Source organism: Aeromonas sp. TS_SC_11, from assembly GCF_057318915.1.
The window spans coordinates 298454-320210 of sequence record NZ_CM170470.1 but is presented as its reverse complement, the minus strand read 5'-3'; the positions used below and the strand labels follow the sequence as shown (position 1 = coordinate 320210).

21 protein-coding genes are annotated in these 21757 nt (G+C 57.4%); 19 read left to right on the top strand and 2 right to left on the bottom strand.

Annotation, left to right across the window (positions count from 1 at the left end; translation table 11 throughout):
• Positions 1-97 precede the first annotated feature (97 nt).
• The 11 genes from ribF (at position 98) to tapY2 (ending at position 12309) form a co-directional block, all read left to right on the top strand.
• Positions 98-1072 carry a bifunctional riboflavin kinase/FAD synthetase gene (ribF, locus tag AC1P02_RS01440; protein ID WP_265461945.1) on the top strand — a complete coding sequence of 325 codons (975 nt, stop codon included), beginning with the start codon at positions 98-100 and terminating at the stop codon, positions 1070-1072.
• Positions 1072-3933 carry an isoleucine--tRNA ligase gene (gene ileS / locus AC1P02_RS01435; protein WP_485183714.1) on the top strand — a complete coding sequence of 954 codons (2862 nt, stop codon included), beginning with the start codon at positions 1072-1074 and terminating at the stop codon, positions 3931-3933. The genes ribF and ileS overlap by 1 nt, the downstream gene beginning before the upstream one ends.
• Positions 3933-4445 carry a signal peptidase II gene (gene lspA, locus AC1P02_RS01430; protein ID WP_005313465.1) on the top strand — a complete coding sequence of 171 codons (513 nt, stop codon included), beginning with the start codon at positions 3933-3935 and terminating at the stop codon, positions 4443-4445. Before ileS ends, lspA begins: the two co-directional genes overlap by 1 nt.
• Positions 4442-4894, top strand: coding sequence for an FKBP-type peptidyl-prolyl cis-trans isomerase (fkpB, locus tag AC1P02_RS01425; RefSeq protein WP_005313461.1), 453 nt, complete (start codon positions 4442-4444; stop codon positions 4892-4894). The genes lspA and fkpB overlap by 4 nt, the downstream gene beginning before the upstream one ends.
• 79 nt (positions 4895-4973) lie before the next feature.
• A complete protein-coding gene (gene ispH / locus AC1P02_RS01420) occupies positions 4974-5909 on the top strand; it encodes a 4-hydroxy-3-methylbut-2-enyl diphosphate reductase (RefSeq protein ID WP_125608151.1) in 936 nt (311 codons plus the stop codon).
• A 110-nt stretch (positions 5910-6019) separates the two neighbouring features.
• Positions 6020-6427 carry a type IVa pilus pseudopilin TppA gene (gene tppA / locus AC1P02_RS01415; protein WP_096119707.1) on the top strand — a complete coding sequence of 136 codons (408 nt, stop codon included), beginning with the start codon at positions 6020-6022 and terminating at the stop codon, positions 6425-6427.
• A 3-nt stretch (positions 6428-6430) separates the two neighbouring features.
• Entirely contained in the window at positions 6431-6997 is a 567-nt protein-coding gene (gene tppB, locus AC1P02_RS01410; RefSeq protein ID WP_485185407.1) for a type IVa pilus pseudopilin TppB, read from the top strand.
• A complete protein-coding gene (gene tppC, locus AC1P02_RS01405) occupies positions 6994-7980 on the top strand; it encodes a type IVa pilus pseudopilin TppC (RefSeq protein WP_427258458.1) in 987 nt (328 codons plus the stop codon). Before tppB ends, tppC begins: the two co-directional genes overlap by 4 nt.
• Positions 7977-8414, top strand: a complete 438-nt coding sequence (tppD, locus tag AC1P02_RS01400) for a type IVa pilus pseudopilin TppD (RefSeq protein ID WP_485183710.1) — start codon at positions 7977-7979, stop codon at positions 8412-8414. Before tppC ends, tppD begins: the two co-directional genes overlap by 4 nt.
• A gap of 11 nt (positions 8415-8425) precedes the next feature.
• Complete coding sequence (locus AC1P02_RS01395) at positions 8426-12037, top strand: pilus assembly protein (protein ID WP_485183709.1); 3612 nt, start codon at positions 8426-8428, stop codon at positions 12035-12037.
• The gene (gene tapY2, locus AC1P02_RS01390; protein ID WP_005313439.1) at positions 12034-12309 is read left to right on the top strand and encodes a type IVa secretion system protein TapY2; all 276 of its coding nucleotides are present in this window, start codon (positions 12034-12036) and stop codon (positions 12307-12309) included. The genes AC1P02_RS01395 and tapY2 overlap by 4 nt, the downstream gene beginning before the upstream one ends.
• A 3-nt stretch (positions 12310-12312) precedes the next feature.
• Here tapY2 and tppE read toward each other — a convergent pair whose 3' ends face one another.
• Positions 12313-12810, bottom strand: coding sequence for a type IVa pilus pseudopilin TppE (gene tppE, locus AC1P02_RS01385; RefSeq protein ID WP_485183706.1), 498 nt, complete (start codon positions 12808-12810; stop codon positions 12313-12315).
• A 146-nt stretch (positions 12811-12956) separates the two neighbouring features.
• On the opposite strand from tppE, the gene AC1P02_RS01380 reads away from it, so the two are divergent.
• The 4 genes from AC1P02_RS01380 (at position 12957) to luxS (ending at position 16110) form a co-directional block, all read left to right on the top strand.
• Positions 12957-14579, top strand: a complete 1623-nt coding sequence (locus AC1P02_RS01380; RefSeq protein ID WP_485183704.1) for an NAD+ synthase — start codon at positions 12957-12959, stop codon at positions 14577-14579.
• Between the two features lie 9 nt (positions 14580-14588).
• Positions 14589-14927 carry a nitrogen regulatory protein P-II gene (gene glnB, locus AC1P02_RS01375; RefSeq protein WP_005313429.1) on the top strand — a complete coding sequence of 113 codons (339 nt, stop codon included), beginning with the start codon at positions 14589-14591 and terminating at the stop codon, positions 14925-14927.
• 61 nt (positions 14928-14988) lie between these two features.
• The gene (locus AC1P02_RS01370) at positions 14989-15582 is read left to right on the top strand and encodes a transglycosylase SLT domain-containing protein (RefSeq protein WP_005313426.1); all 594 of its coding nucleotides are present in this window, start codon (positions 14989-14991) and stop codon (positions 15580-15582) included.
• A gap of 18 nt (positions 15583-15600) precedes the next feature.
• On the top strand, positions 15601-16110 hold the full coding sequence (gene luxS / locus AC1P02_RS01365; protein WP_290121857.1) for an S-ribosylhomocysteine lyase: 510 nt from the start codon (positions 15601-15603) through the stop codon (positions 16108-16110).
• 69 nt (positions 16111-16179) lie between these two features.
• Here the strand turns inward: luxS and AC1P02_RS01360 are convergent, their stop codons facing one another.
• Complete coding sequence (locus tag AC1P02_RS01360) at positions 16180-17202, bottom strand: GGDEF domain-containing protein (protein WP_005313421.1); 1023 nt, start codon at positions 17200-17202, stop codon at positions 16180-16182.
• A gap of 134 nt (positions 17203-17336) precedes the next feature.
• On the opposite strand from AC1P02_RS01360, the gene rnr reads away from it, so the two are divergent.
• Genes rnr through AC1P02_RS01340 form a run of 4 tightly spaced genes read left to right on the top strand, consistent with a single transcriptional unit; the run spans position 17337 to position 21557 of the window.
• Positions 17337-19730, top strand: a complete 2394-nt coding sequence (gene rnr, locus AC1P02_RS01355) for a ribonuclease R (protein WP_021138596.1) — start codon at positions 17337-17339, stop codon at positions 19728-19730.
• Complete coding sequence (gene rlmB, locus AC1P02_RS01350; RefSeq protein ID WP_005313416.1) at positions 19727-20476, top strand: 23S rRNA (guanosine(2251)-2'-O)-methyltransferase RlmB; 750 nt, start codon at positions 19727-19729, stop codon at positions 20474-20476. Before rnr ends, rlmB begins: the two co-directional genes overlap by 4 nt.
• 9 nt (positions 20477-20485) lie before the next feature.
• Positions 20486-21052 carry a Crp/Fnr family transcriptional regulator gene (locus AC1P02_RS01345; RefSeq protein WP_059111720.1) on the top strand — a complete coding sequence of 189 codons (567 nt, stop codon included), beginning with the start codon at positions 20486-20488 and terminating at the stop codon, positions 21050-21052.
• Between the two features lie 55 nt (positions 21053-21107).
• Positions 21108-21557 carry a GNAT family N-acetyltransferase gene (locus AC1P02_RS01340; protein WP_288030701.1) on the top strand — a complete coding sequence of 150 codons (450 nt, stop codon included), beginning with the start codon at positions 21108-21110 and terminating at the stop codon, positions 21555-21557.
• The last annotated feature ends 200 nt before the right edge of the window (positions 21558-21757 follow it).

Below are 21757 nucleotides of genomic sequence, written 5' to 3'. Positions count from 1 at the left end.
TGGGCAAGATGCCTGAAATCGGGCCATGAGGGCTGACCCTGCCAGCTGGCTGATATATAATCCGCCGATTTCCATGGCAGCAACGCACAAGGCACTGATGGAGCTTATCCGCGGTATTCACAATATCAAGCCCCGTCACCGGGGATGTGTATTGACCATAGGCAACTTTGATGGGGTCCATCAGGGTCATCATGCCGTGTTGGCACGCTTGCAGGAAAAAGCCGTTCAACTGGAGTTGCCAGCCTGCGTCATGCTGTTCGAGCCCCAGCCACTGGAACTGTTTGCCGGATCGGCTGCGCCTGCTCGCCTCAGCCGGCTGCGGGAGAAATACGAAGCGCTCAAGAGCATGCAGATCGACCGCATGCTCTGCGTGCGCTTCAACCATCGTTTCGCCGAGCAGTCCCCCAACAGCTTCATCGAGCAGTTGCTGGTCGAAAAACTGGGGGTGCGTTATCTGGTGGTCGGCGATGATTTTCGCTTCGGCAAGGGGCGGGAAGGGGACTTCCACCTGCTGGAGGAGGCGGGCCATCGCTTCGGTTTCGAGGTGATCAGTACCCAGAGCTTCCAGCTCGAACGGCAGCGGGTCAGCAGCACACTCGTACGCGAGGCCCTCAAAGCGGGCCGGATGGCGGAGGTGGAGATGATGCTCGGCCGCCCTTATACCATCAGCGGTCGGGTGGCCCACGGTGACAAGCTGGGCCGCACCATAGGTTTTCCCACCGCCAATCTGGCACTCAAGCGCCAGGTCATCCCGGTCGGTGGCGTGTTTGCAGTGGAAGTGTTATGTTCCGGCAAGACCTTCCCCGGCGTAGCCAATGTGGGTGTACGGCCGACAGTGAATGGCACACAAGCCAGATTGGAAGTACATCTATTTGATTTTTCTGGTGATCTATATGGTCAGCAGGTCAAGGTGCTGCTTCGCCACAAGCTGCGCGAAGAGCAGAAGTTTGCCTCTTTCATCGCCTTGAAAGAGCAGATCGAACGAGATGCCTTGGCGGCCCGAGCCTGGTTCGGGCTGCCACTACTCAATTTACCCAGCACTCTTTTAGAAAAGAAGGGAACCCAGGACTGATGAGCGACTTTAAACACACCCTGAATCTTCCGGAAACCGAGTTTCCGATGCGTGGCGATCTGGCCAAACGCGAACCCAACATGCTGAAACGTTGGTACGATCAGGATCTTTACGGCGCCATTCGCCGCGCCAAAGCGGGCAAGCCCTCCTTCATTCTGCATGACGGCCCCCCCTATGCGAACGGCAGCATTCACATCGGTCACTCGGTCAACAAGATCCTCAAAGACGTCATCATCAAGTCCAAGGGCCTCTCCGGCTTCGATTCTCCCTATGTGCCTGGCTGGGATTGTCACGGTCTGCCCATAGAGCTGAAAGTGGAAGGCATGGTTGGCAAGCCGGGTGAGAAAGTCTCCGCTGCCGAGTTCCGCGCCGAGTGTCGCAAATATGCCAAAACCCAGATCGAAGCGCAGAAGACCGACTTCATCCGTCTGGGTGTGCTGGGTGACTGGGAACACCCCTACCTGACCATGGACTTTGGCACCGAAGCCAACATCATCCGTTCCATGGCCAAGATCGTTGAAAATGGCCACCTGCATAAAGGCGCCAAGCCGGTGCACTGGTGTACCGATTGCGGTTCTGCGCTGGCAGAAGCGGAAGTGGAGTACTACGACAAGAACTCCCCCTCCATCGACGTGCGCTTCAAGGCCGTTGACGAGGCGACCGTGGCCGCCAAGTTTGATTGCCCTGAAGGCCACCCCGGCAAGGGCCCGATCTCTGCGGTGATCTGGACCACGACTCCTTGGACTCTGCCCGCCAACCGTGCCATCGCCATGCACGCCGATCTGGACTATGCCCTGGTGCAAGTCGAAGGTGAGCACCCCGAGCGTCTGATCCTGGCCGCTGAGCTGGTCAAGGATGTGATGGACAGGGCCGGTATCGAGAAATTCCATAACCTGGGTTACACCAAGGGCGTAGCGCTCGAGCTGCTGCGCTTCAATCACCCCTTCTACAGCTTCGATGTGCCAGTTGTTCTGGGTGACCACGTCACCCTCGATGCCGGTACTGGCGCCGTTCATACAGCCCCTGGCCACGGTCCGGAAGACTTCGTGGTCGGCCAGAAGTACGGTCTGGAAGTAGCCAACCCGGTTGGCAGCAACGGTGTTTACCTGCCGGATACCGAACTGTTTGCCGGCCAGCACGTGTTCAAGGCCAATGCCGCCGTGGTCGAGGTGCTAAACGAGCGCGGCGCCCTGCTGCATCACATGGTGTTCAATCACTCCTACCCGCACTGCTGGCGTCACAAAACCCCGATCATCTTCCGTGCCACCCCGCAGTGGTTCATCAGCATGGAGCAGAAGGGTCTGCGCAAGCGCGCGCTGGAAGAGATTGAGCGCATCGAGAAAGATGGAATTGCCCTACATGGCCAGAGCGGCTGGGTACCGGCCTGGGGTAAAAATCGTATTCAGGCCATGGTCGAGAACCGTCCTGACTGGTGCATCTCCCGTCAGCGTACCTGGGGTGTGCCCATCTCCCTGTTCGTTCACAAGGAGACCCAGCAACTTCACCCGGAATCCGTGCGCCTGATGCACGAAGTCGCCAAGCGGGTCGAGCAGTCCGGCATCCAGGCCTGGTGGGATCTGGACAAGGCCGAGCTGCTGGGCAGCGACGCCGACATGTACGACAAGGTGCCTGACACCCTGGACGTCTGGTTTGACTCAGGCTCGACCCACTCCTCAGTGGTAGATGCTCGTCCTGAGTTCAACGGTCACTCCGCCGATCTCTATCTGGAAGGCTCCGACCAGCACCGCGGCTGGTTCATGTCGTCGCTCATGATCGGCGTGGCCATGAAAGACAAGGCTCCCTACAACCAGGTGCTGACTCACGGCTTTACAGTGGATGGTCAGGGTCGCAAGATGTCCAAGTCCATCGGCAACGTGGTCAGCCCGCAGGATGTGATGAACAAGCTGGGTGCCGACATACTGCGTCTGTGGGTCGCCAGTACCGATTACACCGGCGAGATGACGGTCTCCGACGAGATCCTCAAGCGCTCTGCCGATGCTTATCGCCGCATTCGCAACACAGCCCGCTTCCTGCTGGCCAACCTGAATGGTTTCAATCCGGCAACCGACATGGTGGCTGCCGCCGACATGGTGGTGGTAGATCGCTGGGCAGTGGGTCGTGCCAAGGCAGCGCAAGCCGAGATAGTGACGGCCTTTGAAGAGTACAACTTCCACGGCGTGACCCAGAAGCTGATGCAGTTCTGCTCCATCGAGATGGGTTCATTCTATCTGGACGTCATCAAAGACAGGCAGTACACCGCCAAGGCAGACAGCCTGGCTCGTCGTTCCTGCCAGACTGCGCTCTATCACATCGCCCAGGCCATGGTGCGCTGGATGGCACCCATCATGAGCTTTACCGCTGATGAAATCTGGGCCCTGCTGCCCGGCGAGCGCAGCGAGTTTGTCTTCACCGAGGAGTGGTATGACGGCCTGTTCGGGCTGGATGCCGGCGAGCAGATGGACGATGCCTTCTGGGCCGAGATCCTCACAGTGCGCGGTGAAGTGAACAAGGCGCTGGAAGCGGCCCGGGGCGAGAAACGCATCGGCGGCTCCCTGCAGGCCGAACTGACCCTGTTCGCCAAGCCGGAGTTGGCCGAGCGCCTGAATGCCCTGGCCGATGAGCTGCGCTTCGTGCTGCTCACCTCCAAGGCCAAGGTCGTCACTGCTGACACCGCACCGGAAGGTTCCGTTGCGACGGAGCGTGCTGACCTCTGGCTGAGCGTGGCCCAGTCCGCCGCCGCCAAGTGCGACCGCTGCTGGCACCATGTGGAAGACGTTGGCACCATTGCCGGTCACGAAGAGATCTGTGGCCGCTGCGTCACCAACGTCGAGGGTGACGGTGAAACACGTCAATTTGCCTGATGAAGATGACTCATAACGCGATCCATAACAAAACAGGCCTGCGTTGGCTGTGGCTGGCGGTGCTGGCATTCGTACTGGACCAGGCGAGCAAGCTCGCCGTGGTCAAGATGCTGCCATTTGGCTACCCGGGGGTGGAGATCACCCCCTTTTTCAATCTGGTCCACGTTTACAACAAGGGGGCGGCATTCAGCTTCCTGGCCGATCAAGGTGGCTGGCAGCGCTGGTTCTTCGCCGTGCTGGCGTTTGCCATCTGTGGTTTGCTGATCCACTGGTTGCGCAAGCAGTCGGTCACCCAACGCTGGAGCGGTATCGCCTATTCGCTCATCATCGGCGGTGCCCTTGGCAACGTGTTTGATCGACTGGTACTGGGCCATGTGGTCGATTTCCTCGATTTCTACTGGCAGCGTTCCCATTGGCCGGCGTTCAACCTGGCCGACAGCTTCATCTTCATCGGTGCAGTCATGATAGTGCTGGAAGGCTTCCGCTCCGAAAAGAAGAAGGAGGCGCCATGAGCCAGCAGATAGCCGCTGACAGCAGTGTGCTGTTCCACTTTGCCATCAAGCTGGAAGATGGTTCAGTTGCTGACAGCACTGCGCTGCAAGGCAAACCGGCACGCCTGCGGATGGGTGATGGCAGCCTGACAGCCAGCTTCGAGCAGTGCCTGCTGGGGTTGCGTACAGGGGAGAGCAAGAGCTTCACGCTGACCCCTGAGCAGGCGTTTGGTCTCTCCAATCCCGACAACATCTATCATCTGGACAGAGCCAAGTTCGGCGCCGATGTGGAGCCCAAGATTGGCACCATCATTCTGTTCGACCAACCCAATGGCAGCGAACTGCCCGGTATCATACGGGCGGTGGAAGGCATGTCGGTGACGGTCGATTTCAACCACCCCCTGGCCGGCCATACCGTCACCTTCGAGGTGGAGATCCTGGGCGTTGATGACGAGGAAAAGGTGATCTGATGGATATTTTGCTCGCTAATCCTCGCGGTTTCTGTCGTGCTGATGTCGATCGCGCCATAGGCATGAGTGAGGTGTACTGATGGATATACTGCTGGCTAATCCTCGTGGCTTTTGTGCCGGTGTTGATCGCGCCATCAGCATTGTCGAGAGCGCGCTTGAGAAGTTCGGTGCGCCCATCTATGTCCGCCATGAAGTGGTACACAACCGTTATGTGGTGAACAAGCTGAAAGAGGCGGGGGCCGTGTTCGTCGAGGAGCTGGACGAGGTGCCGGATGACAGTATCGTCATCTTCTCCGCCCACGGCGTGGCCAAGACGGTGCGCGAAATGGCCAAGTCCCGTGCCCTCAAGGTGTTCGATGCCACCTGTCCGCTGGTGACCAAGGTACACATGGAAGTCCATCGTGCCAGCCGCAAGGGCTCCGAAGCCGTGCTCATCGGGCACGCGGGTCACCCCGAGGTGATCGGCACCATGGGCCAGTACGAAAACCGCGAAGGTGGCATGTATCTGGTGGAAACGCCTGACGATGTTGCCAGGCTCAAGGTGAAGAATCCGGATGATCTCTGCTTTGTCACCCAGACCACCCTGAGTGTCGATGAGACCTCGGATGTGATCGACGCCCTGCGCAAGCAGTTCCCCAAGATCCAGGGGCCACGCAAGGACGACATCTGCTACGCCACCCAGAACCGCCAGGATGCGGTACGGGAGATGGCGGGGCTGGTAGACGTCATGCTGGTGGTCGGGTCACGCAACTCTTCCAACTCCAACCGCCTGCGCGAGCTGGCCGAGAAGGTGGGCAGCAAAGCCTATCTTATCGACGATGCTTCCATGATCGAAACCGGCTGGCTGGAGGGAGTCAAGGCGATCGGCGTCACTGCAGGGGCCTCCGCACCGGACGTGCTTGTGCAGAACGTCATCGCCCGCCTGCGCGAGCTGGGTGGGAATATGGTCGTCGAGCACCCGGGTCGTGAAGAGAACGTGGTGTTTGAAGTGCCGCCGGAGCTTAGAATTATTTGAATGCAGCCAGGAAGGCTTAAGAATAAAGTATGATGATATTGACGCCGAGTTTGTCGTGGTGACAGGCTCGGCGTTAAACTTGTAACGCGGTCAATCACCAAGGATGGGATATGATTGGGTTCTTTCGAGGCTTTTCTCTTGTTGAGTTGATGATTGTCGTCGCCATTGTGGCGATCCTTGGCACCATCGCTTACCCCTCTTATCGGCAGTACCTGCTGACCAGCCACCGTGTCGATGCCAAAAAGATGCTGTTGGACGCTGCCAACCGGCAGGAAACCTACTTCATGGATTTCAATCAATACACCTCCTCGGCTGCAGACCTCAATCTTTCTGAAAGCTCGGATGCTGGCCACTATCATCTGGTTTTGTCTGCCGCTGGCAACTCTTTCCGGTTGTCCGCAACAGCATCCGGTGCGCAAGGAGCTGATAGTGACTGCGTGGTGTTTTCAATCGATCAAAATGGTACGAGGAGCGCTCTGGATAGCAGCGACAGTACCAACAACGATTGTTGGGATTGAGTGATGAGACGGCTAACTTGCCTGGCTGGATTCAGTCTGCTGGAAGTAATGATAGCGGCGGTAGTGCTTTCGTTTGGTCTGTTGGGGCTGGTTGCCATGCAGGTACAAGCAAAGTTTTCCAGTTATGAGGCAAGACAGAGAACCATTGCCAGCTGGCTGGCCAATGACATGGTTGAGCGTCTCAAGGTAAACCGTGGGGCATGGGAGCTTCAGGCCAGCAATACCTGGATTGTCAGTGGCGGCACCTCATCTTTGCCATCTTGTGCCAATGAGAATGGCACCATGAGCGGTTGCAGCAATGCCGATTTGCTGGCGCTTGACCTTTATTATTGGCGACAGTCGCTACTGGGTAGTGCGGCATCCGGGGCTGGAACGACCCTGCGCAATCCTACCGGCTGCATTATCAAAGGTGCAAACAATGGCTTGACCGTCTCCATCTTCTGGGCGGGTCGCAAATCGTCCCATGATGGTGCGGCTGCCGGTGCTGTTGACCCCGCCATTACCGCTTCTTGCGGAATTGCTGGTCTGGATTTGACGAGGCGTCAGTTTGTTCTGACGACCACCCTGTGAACAGTCGTGGTTTTACTTTGGTTGAATGGCTTATCGCCATGGTCATCGGCGTTTTTTTGCTGGGTGGCGTGTTGGCTGTTTTTGTTGCCTCCCGCTCTACTACCAATGAGTCCTTTGATCAGAGCGAGCTGCTCGAGAACGGCCGCATTGCCATGCGTCTCATCACCCAGGATTTACGCTGGGCCGGATTCTGGGGGGATTTCACGGGGGGGGCTTTGACTGCGGGCGATGAGCTGACCTTGTCTTCCGGGGCTACCGTGGCAAATGATTGTCTGGATGAGCGAAATGAAGGGAGCCTTCCCTCCAGCCTCTTCCCGGTGCGCCCACTCTGGGTTGCCCATATCAGCACGGCAGGCACCATGAGCGGTTTTGCCTGTATTTCATCCTCTACTCGCGTGGCCAACACGGACGTCATCAGCATCAAGCGCCTGATTGGCAATCCGGTGACGGGAGGGTTGGACGCCAATCGCTTCTATATGGCCACCAATACCCAACTGGCTCATTTGTTCAGAGGTAATGAGACAGCTCCCTCCGAGACAACCATGCCGATGCGCCAGATTTGGGAGTACCAGCACCACGTCTATTATCTCTCTCCTAACGGCAGCGGTGGTTTTGAACTGCGCAAGCGAATGCTCACTGCTGATGGTGGCTCCTGGTTGATATCAGGGGCCTTGGTGGATGGTATTGAGCGCATGGTGCTGCTGTTCGGGGTCGACACCAGCAATGTGCCGGATGGTCGTATCGACAAGTTTTCTGCCATAGATGCAGTCACCTCGCAAGAGTGGGGTGAAGGGCGGGTGATAGCAGTCCGTGTGTTTTTGCTGGTGCGCTCGCTGCAGGCATCCAGCCGCTACACCAATAACAATGTCTATCAACTGGGTAATGTCAGCGTGGCCGGAAATGGGGATGGGTTTCGCCGCCTGCTTCTGGAAAGCACTGTGGTGCTGCGCAATCCCATGATGATGGCGGGAGGTGGGCAATGAGGCATTCACGTGGCGTGGCATTGATAGTTGCGCTGGTGATCCTGGCACCTTTGACATTGATCGCCGTGGTGTTGATGCAATCTGGGGGCATGGATCTGCGTGTCAGTGGGGCGGCGGCAGCGTTACAGCAGGCCGAGCACAGGGTGGAGGGCATCATAGGTGGCGCCATGCGGCAAACAGGGCTCGCCACCCAGATTGCTCAGATGCCTTCTGTTTCGACTGCTACGTCAACAGTGAGCGGCTCCATGGGTAATGCCATCATGCAATATAGAAGTGAAACCGTGTGCAAGCGACGCTTTGACGCAACCAGCAAGAACGTCATACCCGCCTGCCGTTATGTGGAGCTCGAGGCAAGCCAGGCGTACGGGAAACAGGGACGTCCCATGACCTGGATTGTTGGGGTCGAACAGCCATTGTTAAAGAAGGCTGAATAGGAGCGGCAGCGATGTTACATCATGGAAAACTGTGGTTGATGGCCCTGTGCGCACTGAGTGTGCCTGCCGTCGCCGGTGATGCCTACTCGGATGATACCGAGTTGTTCATCTATGACTTCTCGAAAGCGGGGGATTATCGGCCCAAGGTGCTGGTCATCTTCGACAACTCCGGCAGCATGGCAGAAACCATGGAGCTGGAGCGAGAGAAGTACAATCCTGCCACTGTCTATCCATCGTTGAGCCGGGATCCTGATACCGGCAACTCGCGTAATTATGTCTATTACTCGACCGACGGTTCGGTGCCAGCCATCAACAGCACTCGGCGCTTTCGCGACAGTATCAATGCTTGTGCTTCATCCAAGACTCCTCTTGGCACTGTAGGTTACTTTCAGTCCCAAGTCTGGACCTATGTCTATTCAAGCTATCGCAATGGGGTGCCTCGTCAGGGGGATTGGGAGACCATCTCGGGCGAGAACGAAGATGACATCACCATCGTCGACTGCAAGCAGGATATTCAGAACCGCAATCCTGCCAATCCTTTCAGCGGGACGCTGGAGGTGGGATCGGTCGGTGATGGCTATCCGGTCGACAAAACCAGCAACACTCGCGGTGAGTGGTACTACACCGGTAACGCAAACGACGCCACATCGGGTAGCAACACCAGTGTAACCCTCTACACGGCCAACTATATCCGCTGGTATTACGGGCCAACGGGTTACGCCGTCGAGTCACGTCTGCGCATTGCCAAGGATGCGGTCAAGTCTGTGATCTCCTCCACTCCCGGGGTTGATTTCGGTTTGGCCATCTTCAATACCAACAACAGTACCAGTACCAATGGCGGCAGAGTTGTACGTCGCATCCTCAGCAATGACGATATGGTCGGCACCATCACCGCCGAGCAGAATTTGCTCAATACAGTGGAGGGCCTCTCTGCCACGACCAATACGCCACTGTGTGAAACCCTCTATGAAGCCTACCGTTTCTACGGGGGGCAACCCGTACTCTATGGCAAACAAGGCGGTACGCGGGACAAACTTGCCGAAGACCCTGAAGGCACTTACACCTCGCCTTATGACAAATGTTCAAACAATGGTTATGTCATCTATGTCACCGATGGTGCGCCGACCAGCGATACGGATGCTGACAGCGCAGTAAAGGCGTTGATGGACTCGTTAAGCACAGATGAGCGGGCTGCCTACGGCTCGACAGTGGGATACGGTTCTGGCAGTTCCAAGAGCTACCTGGCGGCGATGGCCGGTTACATGAAGAACAAGGATGTGAATACCTCATCGCCCGGCAAGCAGACTGTGACCACGTTTACCGTGGGCTTTGGTGATGAAGCCATCTCCGGGGCTGGCAATCTGCTGGCAGAGACGGCGAGACGTGGAGGTGGTCAATACTACCCGGCGGTCAGCGCTGAAGCGCTCACGCAGGCGTTGCGATCTTCCCTGCTGGCCATTTTGCGGATAAACACCTCTCTGGTGTCTCCGGCGATCACCACCAACAACTTTGACCGGACTCGCAGCCTCAACAATATCTATTACGCCATGTTCGAGCCAGATACCGGGCCGCGCTGGAAGGGCAACTTGAAGAAGCTGACTCTGTCTGGCGATGGGTATGTCGCGGATGTTGACGGCCTGCCCGCCATCAAGGCGGATGGTTCCATTCTGGAGCAGGCTCAGACCTACTGGTCATCGGAGCGGGATGGCAATCTGGTTGCCAAGGGCGGTGTGCAGGCAATGTTGGCCGAGAAGACCAATCGCAACCTTTATGTGGTCAATTCAGTTGCATCACCCAAGCGATTGGACGCTTTTAACAAAGCCAACCTTGTGTCGATTGCCGGCTCTGCCGACAACCTTGCCAGCTACATGCAGTTGGCCAGCTCCACCGAACTCGACGGCCAGATCGACTGGACCAAAGGGCTCGATGTGGATGATGAGGATTATGATGGCAGCACCACTATCCGCCCATACATAGTGGGAGATCCGCTGCATTCCCGTCCATTGGTAGTCAACTATGGCTGCGCCATTCCTTCGGGCCAGAGCACTTGTACGCCTGACTTGCGTATCTTGATGGGAACCAACGCCGGTTTCCTGCACATGTTCAAGGATCTCGGCAGTACGGTTGATGAAAGCTGGGCCATGATCCCTTACGAGCTGCTGCCAAAACAGGAGGCTCTGCGTCTCAATGCCGAGTCTGCGGATCATCTCTACGGCGTTGATGCTTCTCCGGTGGCGCTGATCAAGGATGCCAATAGCAATGGTGTCCTCAAGGCATCAGAGGGGGACTTTGTCTGGCTGTTCTTCGGTTTGCGTGCTGGCGGCAGTAGCTACTATGCACTCGATATCACCAATCCTGATGCGCCCAGCTTGAAATGGGTGATCAATAGCCAGACAACTGGCTTCTCATTGCTCGGCGAAACCTGGTCAGTGCCGGAGGTAGCCTATGTACCTTGGGATGCCTCCCCGAGTAACAAGCGACTGGTGATGGTGTTTTCCGGTGGTTACGACGCCAACAAGAGCAAGGTCGGGATCGGTAGCTCCGACAGCAAGGGGATGGGGCTCTACATGGTCGATGCCGATAGTGGTGCACTGGTATTCAGTGCAACACCGGGAACGGGTTCCAGTACCAACAAGCAGGTGACTGGAATGGTCGACAGTATGCCGGGGCCGGTTTCCACACTCGACAGTGACGGTGACGGGAGAACCGACCGGATTTATGCCGGGGATACGGGCGGTAATATCTGGCGTTTGGATATGCCCTCAACCAGCACCAGCGCCTGGAGCGTTTTCAAGTTCGCCAGCCTGGGGTCTGACGATGTGCAGGCGAATGACCGCCGCTTCTTTACCCAGCCGGTGGTGGTGCGGACCATTAACAAGCAAGTGACCAAGACGGTGATCAGTGGCGAAGACTATTTCTCGTTCAAGGAGAGGCCATTCGATGCCGTGCTGATTGGTTCTGGTGATCGAAACCGTCCATCGTCCGAGTCTACAGTACAAAACGCCTATTTCATGCTGCGTGACTACGGGGTCGTTGCCAAGAACTACAACACCGGGGCTCCTGCTCCCATCACGATGACGGACTTGTATGATGTATCGGTGGATCCTCTGGCCGGTGTTACGGCGACCAATGACCTGCTCAGCCTGAGAGCGGCTATCACCAGTAAATCGGGTTGGAAGTATTGGCTGGCGGAGTCAGGAGAGAAGTCCATGGGCGCAGGGGTAGTGCTGCAAGGCAAGCTCTATTTCACTTCTTTCTTGCCGCAGGTCCAGTCATTCGAGGAGTGTACTATCCAGTCCATTGGTGCCATGCGGCAGTATATGGTCGACATGCATTACGGTACGTCTTTCAAATACGTGGTGGACCAGGACGGTAACGAAACCCCTCAGCGCTATGTGGAGGTAAACAACAAGGTAGCCGACGATCTGGTTATCCATGCGGGTGACGATTCGAAGATACGGATTATTGGTGGCGCACCGGGTGAAGAGGTCATTCTCAAAGACGAGGGCGAGGGTGTGCCTGAGCGCTGTACTGGAGAGGGCGAGTGTTCGGAGGGGGCGGATGAGGCTGAAATGGATATGACGCCCAAGAAAATATACCTGTATGAGGATGAGCCCCAATGAAAATGATCCTGTGGCTGATGGCCTTGTTGAGCGCAGCCAGTGTTCATGCCGGAGTGGATAGAAAATGCTATGTCGAGCTGGAGAATGGTATCTATGTCGTTATTCAGGGGACGATAACGGATAGCCAGAGGGCTGAAATCGCCTTTAAAAAGAAAGGGTTTGAAATGGATGGGCAGCTTTTAATGGTCAGGAGGGTAGTGGAGTGCCAGCCAACAGAACAGCCATTCAGCCAGGAGGCCGCCAGACAGCAGGAGGCGTCACAGCCGAGATAATGGCTAGGGGCAGATGACGGCGGTATCTGTTTTGCTGCTGCGCCCTGATGCGGCAATAACGAGGTTAATGGTCGGTTCCCCGCTGACGCATATTGAAATGGTCATATTTGTCCCAAGGCTGGTGCCATCAGTGGCGAACAAGACGCGGGTTCTTGTCGAACTGAGTACGGTATCGGCTGAAAACACAGGGGTTCTGGATAGCTCGGTTTCGCCATTATCCAGTCTGGAGTTGCTGTTGCTGTCAGTGAACACCAGCAATTGGCTTGGACTGTTTGTGACACATTGATTGCCGGTGTTGACCAGGCATGCTGTCACGGTTTGTTGATCGCTGATTGCCTGATTGCGAGCAAAACGCAGATGTTTCATGAGGCGCTCACTTTCATAATTGGCACGGTTATCTTGAAGCAGGTTGCCGAGGGAAGGAATGCCTATGCCGAGCAAAATGACGGCCAGGGCAATAGCAACCATCAGCTCCAGCAAGGTAAATCCGGCTTGTTTCATATTAACTTGGGCCTGTCGTTCCGTGACTATTTACAGCTTATCCCTCCCTGTGGTTGCTGTCACATGCTAACACCCGTCTTGAACTGGCAGATTGCCCCCCTTTTCTTTATCATTCCCCATCATTTTCGATTTTAAGATGTATCGCCATGGCAAAAGCCCTCTCTCTGATGCTTGCCCAGTTGAATCTGACGGTAGGCGCCATCGAAGATAACTGTGACAAGGTGCTGGCTGCGGCCGTTCAGGCCGAGCAACAAGGAGCCGACCTGCTGGTGTGCTCCGAGCTGGCCTTGACCGGCTATCCGCCGGAAGACCTGTTGCTACGCAGCGACCTGATGATCCGTGTCGACACTGCGCTGGCTCGCATCGCGACCTGGCAGGGCAGCTGCGCCATTCTGGTGGGGCATCCCTGGCGTGAAGGGGCGGCGCTCTATAACGCCGCTTCCCTCTATGAGCAGGGCAAGCTGGTCGCACGCTACTTCAAGCAAGACCTGCCCAACTACGGCGTATTTGACGAGAAGCGCTATTTCACCGCGGGCACGGATACCTGCGTGGTGCCGTTCCGTGGTCATAAGCTGGGGCTGCTCATCTGCGAAGATCTGTGGCAACCGGGCCCGGTGCTTGCCGCCAAGGCGGCAGGGGCCGAGTTGCTGCTCACCATCAACGCCTCGCCCTACGATCAGGAGAAACCCTGGATCCGTCGTGAACTGATGACTGAGCGTTGCAGCCAGACTGGTTTGCCGCTGGTCTACCTCAATCAGGTGTGCGGCCAGGACGAGCTGATTTTCGATGGCTGTTCCAAGGTGTTCAACAGCCAGGGTGAGCTGACCCACAAGCTGGCCCCGTTTGCCGAAGAGCTGGCCCTGGTGCGCTTTGCCGATGGTCAACCGGTGAAAGAGCGTGAACCGGCCGCCCCGCTCGAGCCATTGGCCGAGACCTATCAGGCGCTGGTGCTGGCGGTGCACGACTACATCACCAAAAACGGCTTCGAGGGCGCCGTATTGGGCCTCTCCGGTGGTATCGACTCAGCTCTGACCCTGGCAATCGCTGCTGACGCCATCGGGGCTGACAAGGTGCAGGCGGTGATGATGCCGTTCCGTTACACCGCCCAGATGAGCGTGGAGGATGCCAAGGAGCAGGCCGAGCGGATGGGGGTCGAGTTTGACATCATCTCCATCGAGCCCATGTTTGAAGGGTTTATGACCCAGCTGGCACCGTTGTTTGCCGGCACGGCCCGCGATACGACAGAAGAGAACCTGCAGGCACGCTGCCGCGGGGTACTCTTGATGGCGCTCTCCAACAAGCGTCGCCGCATAGTGCTGACCACGGGCAACAAGAGCGAGATGGCCGTGGGCTATGCCACCCTGTATGGTGACATGGCGGGCGGTTTTGATGTGCTCAAAGACGTTCCCAAGACTCTGGTCTTCAAGCTGTGCGAATATCGCAATTCAGTCGATTATGTGATCCCGCAGCGGGTCATCGACCGTCCTCCTTCGGCAGAATTGGCGCCGGATCAGGTGGATCAGGACAGCCTGCCCCCCTATGACATCCTGGATGCCATCCTCAAGCGTTACGTGGAAGAGGATGCCTCTGTCGCCGACATGGTGGCAGAAGGATTTGAAGAGGTGGTGGTGCGCAAGGTGATCCGGCTGGTGGATCTCAACGAGTACAAACGCCGTCAGGCTGCCGTCGGGCCCCGTATTACGGCCCGCAACTTTGGTAAGGATCGTCGTTACCCCATCACATCCGGGTTCGGCAAACAGAACTGGTAAGGAGTCACCATGAAGAAGATTGAAGCCATCATCAAACCGTTCAAGCTGGACGATGTGCGCGAGGCCCTGGCCGAGATCGGCATCAACGGCATGACGGTATCCGAAGTCAAAGGCTTCGGCCGTCAGAAGGGGCATACCGAGCTCTATCGCGGCGCCGAGTACATGGTGGATTTCCTGCCGAAGGTGAAGGTGGAGCTGGTGGTGCAGGACGAGGATCTGGATGCCTGCATCGAAGCCATCCAGAACACGGCCCGTACCGGCAAGATTGGTGACGGCAAGATCTTCGTTTGCGAGGTGGAGCGTGTCATTCGTATCCGTACTGGCGAAGAGAACGAAGACGCGATTTGATGTGATGGATGTGCCTCGTATCGACCAAGAGAACGAAGAGACAAGCCTTCAGATGTCATGGATGCGCCTCTTCGTGGCGGCGGGCCTGCTGATTGGCCTGACAGCCTGCAGTACCCGCCCGCCGGCCCAGCCGGAAAATCTATGCCAGATCTTTCGGGAAAAGCCCGACTGGCACAAGGCGGCGCTCAAGATGAACGAGAAGTGGGGCACACCTGTTCAGGTGGTGATGGCCATGATGTATCAGGAGTCCTCCTTCGTACACGATGCCCAGCCGCCAATGGGCTACTTCCTCTTCATTCCGACCGGGCGAGCCAGCTCCGCCTATGGTTATGCCCAGGTGAAAGATGAGACCTGGGACGATTACCAACGTGAAACCGGCAACAGCTGGAGCAGCCGCGACGACTTTGCCGACGCCATCGATTTCATGGGCTGGTACACTAACAAGGCCCAGCGACTGAATGGCACTTCCAAGTGGGATGCCTATGGCCAGTATCTCAACTATCACGAAGGGTGGGGTGGCTACCGGCGTGGCAGCTACCGCAGCAAGGGGTGGCTGATGAAGACCTCCCGCAAGGTAGAGGCGCGTGCCCAGCGCTACGGCGCCCAGTATCGACAATGCAAGGATCAGCTCTCCAGCGGGGGCTGGTTCTGGTAACCAAATCAGGAGTCAGAAATGCCGTTATTGGACAGTTTTACCGTTGACCACACACGTATGGAAGCGCCTGCAGTGCGCGTGGCCAAGACTATGCAGACCCCGAACAAGGACACCATAACCGTGTTCGATCTGCGTTTCTGTGTGCCGAACCAGGAGATCCTCTCCGAACGCGGCATTCACACCCTCGAGCACCTCTTTGCCGGTTTCATGCGTGATCACCTGAACGGCAATGGTGTGGAGATCATCGACATCTCCCCCATGGGGTGCCGTACTGGTTTCTACATGAGCCTGATTGGCGCACCGGACGAAGCCCGTGTGGGCGCCGCCTGGCAGGCTGCCATGAGCGATGTGTTGACCGTGCAGGAGCAGGCCAAGATCCCGGAGCTGAACGAATATCAGTGTGGCACCTTCAGCATGCATTCGCTGGAGGAAGCCCATGAGATCGCTCGTAACGTGCTGGCGCGTGGCATCGGCGTCAACCGCAATGACGAGCTGGCACTGCCGGAAGAGAAGCTGAAAAGCCTCTAGGTTGTGCGTTGTGCATGGCAAAAATGAAAAAGGCCGGTCATTGACCGGCCTTTTTGTTGTCTGGAGGATTCAGGACGGCAAGGGCATGACCCGATTGCGGCCCAGCTCTTTTGCCTTGTAGAGCAGCTTGTCAGTGCGCTCGACCAGAGCATCGCCTGTTTCCTGACCATTGTACTCACCCACTCCGAACGAGGCTGTGATGTGGTCGATGCGGCGGCCGGACTTGCGATCCAGGATGGACATCTTCTCTATGGCACGGCGTAGACTCTCGGCCATCTGGCGGCTCAGGGCCAGGTTGCGCATGGGCACCAGCAGGGCAAACTCCTCACCACCGAGCCGATAGGCGGTGACGCCCTCCTTGCACGTTTCCCGCAGCCGCTTGCTGAAGGCACGCAGTACCTGATCCCCAAGCAGGTGACCATATTCATCGTTGAAATTCTTGAAGCGGTCGATGTCCGACAGAATGAGGGAGAAGGTCTGCTTGCTGCGGATCAGGCCGTCTATCTCCAGATCGAAGGCGCGGCGATTGAGCAGGGAAGTGAGGGCATCCTCGTTGGCCAGCTTGCGGGTTTCGTTCAGTGCCTCACGCAGCTCTTTGATCTCTTTCTCTGCATTGCTGAGCTGATTGCGAAAGTGCATGGTCGACATGCGCACATCTCGCGATTCGCGCACCAGATCCCGCAAGATGCCCATGGTGTCGTCAAGGCTGAGCCCTTCATCGTCGATGAGACTCAGCCGATCGAAGCTCTTGTCGAGCATCTCCTGAAACATGCCTGTGTCGGAAATGGCGTCTTGCATGGTGTGGCCGAGCTCGTTGGCCATGGCGGCCAGACTGAGTTTCATTGCCTCCATCTGCTGCTCATCCTGGGCGGCGAGGTGCTGATGATAGAGCCGTTCGCAGGTGGTAAGGGAGCAGGTGCCCTGCAGCTTGATCGCCTGATCGATGGCCTGATTGAGCTCTGGCATGCTGGCCGACACGTAGTTATACCAAAGGGTATAGTTATCCGGCGTCGTGGGAATTTGATACTTGATCATCAGTGGAACCGCCTGCTTAAGATAGGCGGCGGATTGCGCGAACGAGTCCTTGCTCATGAGTTCCGTGTCTCATCATGCCTGCAAACTTTGCATAGTATGACAGAGAGATTGGCCAAAAGGCAGTCGATGGATGCCATTAGCTCCCCCCTTCGATATAATGTCTGCGTTACTACCTACCCTAAGGCCTGCTTATGTCTCAAAAAGATCCTTTCCTCCAACGCGAGGCCGAAAAATACGAAAACCCCATCGCCAGTCGCGAGATGCTGCTGGAGCTCATCAAGGGTCATGAAAAACCCATGACCCGCGAGGAGTTGGCCAAGGCCCTCAAGCTGACCGACGAAGAGCCGTTGGAAGCCTTGCGCCGTCGTCTGCGCGCCATGGAGCGCGATGGGCAACTGGTATTCACTCGCAACCAATGTTACGCCCTGCCGGATCGTCTGAATCTGGTAAAAGGGTATGTACTCGGCCATAAAGATGGTTTCGGTTTTCTGCGCCCGGAAGGTGGTGGACCGGATCTTTATTTGAACAACCGCGAGATGCAGCGCCTGATGCATGGCGACTATGCGCTGGTGCAACCGACCGAGATCGATCGCAAGGGTCGTCAGGAAGCGCGACTGGTGCGTCTGCTCAAGTCTCGTGAAGCGGATATCGTCGGCCGTTACTTCGTCGAAAATGGCGTGGGTTTCGTGGTGCCGGATGACAGCCGCATCGGCCAGGACATCATAATCCCGGAAGGGGAAAACAAGGGCGCTCGCCAGAGCCAGGTCGTGGTGGTGCGCATCAACCAGCGCGCCAACTCCCGCATCAACGCGGTCGGTACCGTGCTGGACGTGCTGGGCGAGAACATGGCGCCGGGCATGGAGATTGAAATCGCCCTGCGTACCCACGGTATCCCGCATACCTGGCCGGAAGAGGTGACCAAAGAGGTTGCCGGTCTCGGCGAACAGGTGCCGGAAAAGGCCAAAGAGGGTCGTATCGATCTGCGCGCCCTGCCGCTGGTAACCATCGATGGGGAAGATGCCCGCGACTTCGATGATGCCGTCTTCTGTGAAGCCAAGCGTGGTGGCGGCTGGCGTCTGTGGGTTGCCATTGCGGATGTTTCTGCCTATGTGAAGCCCGGCACTGCACTGGATGCCGAAGCGTATCAGCGCGGCAACTCCGTCTATTTCCCCGAGTTCGTGGTGCCCATGCTGCCGGAGGTGCTCTCCAATGGTCTGTGTTCCCTGAACCCGCAGGTCGACCGTCTGTGCATGGTGTGCGAGATGACCATCTCCGCCGCCGGTCGCATGTCCGGTTACAAGTTCTACGAAGCCGTGATGAACTCCCATGCCCGCATGACCTACAGCAAGGTCGCGGCCATTCTGGATGGGGATCCCAAGCTGCGTCAGCAATATGACCCGCTGGTGGGCCACATCGAAGAGCTCAACAACCTCTACAAGGCGCTCAAGCACGCCCGTCACCAACGTGGCGCGGTGGAGTTCGAGAGCGAAGAGACCCGCTTCATCTTCAACGCCCAGCGCAAGATCGACCAGATAGTGCCGCTGGTGCGCAACGACGCCCACAAGATCATCGAAGAGTGCATGATCCAGGCGAACGTGGCTGCGGCCCGTTACATCGAGAAGAACGAAGCCTCAGCCCTGTTCCGGGTGCACGACCGTCCGGGTGAAGAGCGCCTGACCGGTTTCCGTGATTTCCTGGCCGAACTGGGTCTGGAGCTCAAGGGCGGCCTCGAGCCCGAGCCGAAAGATTTTGCCGAGCTGGCCGCCAAGTTTGAAGGGCGCCCCGATGCCGAGCTGCTCTCCACCATGCTGCTGCGCTCCATGCGTCAGGCTGTTTATCAGGCAGACAATATCGGCCACTTCGGTCTGGCATTGAAGTCCTATGCCCACTTCACCTCGCCGATCCGTCGTTACCCCGACCTTATCCTGCACCGTGCCATCAAGTATCAGGCGGCCAAGGAGCAGCAGCCCAACCTGCGCCACAAGTGGACCCCGAGCGGTGGTTATCACTACCAGCTGGAAGAAGTGGATCCCATGGGCGAGCACTGCTCCATGACCGAGCGCCGTGCCGACGATGCGACCCGCGACGTGGCCGACTGGCTCAAGTGCGAGTACATGCTGGATCACGTGGGTGACGAGTTTGACGGCGTCATCGCCAGCGTCACCGGCTTTGGTTTCTTCGTCCGTCTGGCGGAAATCCACATCGACGGTCTGGTCCACGTCAGCACCCTGACCAACGACTACTACCAGTTTGATCCCCTGCACATGCAGCTGATCGGCGAGAACTTCCGCCGTCGCTACCGTCTGGGTGACAAGGTACGCGTCAAGGTGATGGGCGTGAACCTGGACGATCGCAAGATCGACTTCGTGATGGTGGAAGAGCCGCTCCAGGCCACCGGCAAGAACGCCAAAGAGATGGCGCGCAAGCAGGCCGAGATCAAGAGCGAGAAAGCCAAGAGCGCCCAGCGCCACGAAAAACGCAAAGAGGGCAAGAATATCGGCAAATCCGACAAGGGTGGCCGTGCCAAGCCCAGCAACAGACGACCGAGCAAAAAGGCTCACGATAAGGCCAAGAGCACTAAATGAGTACTGAACTGATCTACGGCATTCACGCTGTATCCGCGCTGCTTGAGCGCACCCCGGAGCGTTTCATCGAAGTGTGGGCCCTCAAGGGCCGGGATGACGACCGGCTGCACCCCCTGTTGGCCGAGATGGAATCTCTCGGCCTCAAGGTGCAGAGCGTGAACCGCAAGACCCTTGATGACAAAGCGGAAGGCAACAATCACCAGGGCATCATGGCCAAGGTGATAGAGGCGCCCAAGCTGGCCGAGCACGACTTGGCCAGCCTGCTGGACAACCTGGCCGAGCAAAAGGCTCAACCCTTCCTGCTGGTGCTGGACGGGGTGACAGATCCGCACAACCTCGGCGCCTGCCTGCGCAGTGCCGATGCGGCAGGGGTTCATGCGGTGATAGTGCCGCGTGACAAGGCCAGCGGCCTGACCTCGGTGGTGCGCAAGGTTGCCTGTGGCGCCGCCGAAGTGGTGCCGCTTATCCAGGTCACCAATCTGGCCCGCAGTCTGCGGGAGTTGAAGGATCGCGGTGTCTGGATCGTCGGTACTGCCGGTGAGGCGGATCACGATGTCTATCAGGCCAAGCTGACCGGCCCCATGGCGCTGGTCATGGGTGCCGAAGGCAAGGGCATGCGCCGCCTGACTCGCGAACACTGCGACGAACTGGTCAGCATTCCGATGGCGGGGGCTGTATCCAGTCTCAACGTCTCGGTGGCGACCGGTGTCTGTCTGTTCGAAGCCGTGCGTCAGCGTCGCGCTTAAGGGAACAGGATGGACAGACCCCCGTTCAGTCGGGATCAGGTCACAAATGAGCAGGAGGCCGCGCGCCTCCTCTCTTTTGCCCGGCCTTTGACCCTGAGCCCTCGTACTTGCCTCTGGCATGCCGGTGACAAGCCCGATCTGCTGGTCAAGGTGGAGCAGGGGCTGCTGCGCGCCAAGGTGGTGCTGGCGGATGGCCGCGAGTACATCAAGGAGTTCTATTGGGAGGGGGACGAGTTTATCGACTTCCACCATCTGCTCAGTGGTGAACCCGCCCGCTACAGTGTGGAGGCGCTGGAGCCATGCCGCCTGCAACTCTTCAACCTGAGGGATTTGCGTCAGCTCCCTTGCTGGTCTGCCTGGTATCACCACTTGCTGGCGGTGCAGTTGCGTATCAAGGAAGAGAAAGAGTTGCTGCTGTTGACCGAGAGCCCCCAAGCCCGTTATCAACACTTCCTGCAATGTTTCCCCGCGCTGGATGCCAGGGTGCCGGATCACCAGATCGCCGCTTATCTGGGCATCACCCCCATCAGCTTGAGCCGCATTCGCAAGCGGCTGAAGGATCTTAACAAAGGTTAATGCCTGCGCCCGCGCGGCTGGCTATGCTGCCTTTCTCGATGAGCAAGGAGTTCCCATGAACTGGTCCCTCAAATCTTTTGAACAACTCGACGTCAATGAGCTTTATGAATTGCTCGTGCTGAGATCCCGCGTTTTCGTGGTGGAGCAGACTTGCGTCTTCCTCGATCTGGATGGCGTCGACAAGCGTCCCGACGTGCAGCACCTGCTCGGCTGGCAGGATGGTGAGCTGGTGGCCTACGCCAGACTGATGGCGCCTGGTGTCGCCAAGGCGAGTCAGGTGGTGATCGGCCGGGTGGTGACATCGCCGGAGGCCAGAGGCGACGGTCTCGGTCATCGACTGATGCAGCAGGCGTTGGTGGCGTGCGAACAATTGTGGCCCGGGGTCAGCATCTATCTGGGCGCTCAGGCACATCTGCAGGGTTTCTATGGTCGCCATGGCTTCACCGCCGTGGGTGAACCCTATCTGGAAGATGACATTCCCCACATTGGCATGACCTCGTCTTAATACCTTTAAAGCATAACAATGAAATTATTATGTCTTGAGGTAGTAAAGAAAACGGGTGCTCGACGCCATATTACTGGGTACCCTTTGAGTGATTAATCGGCAACCGTTGATGGAAAGGTTTAAGAATGGTTTTTTATCCCATTAATACAAAACAAGATTCAGCAATTAAGCCGTTTAGCCATTTTATCTGCGTTCGTCAC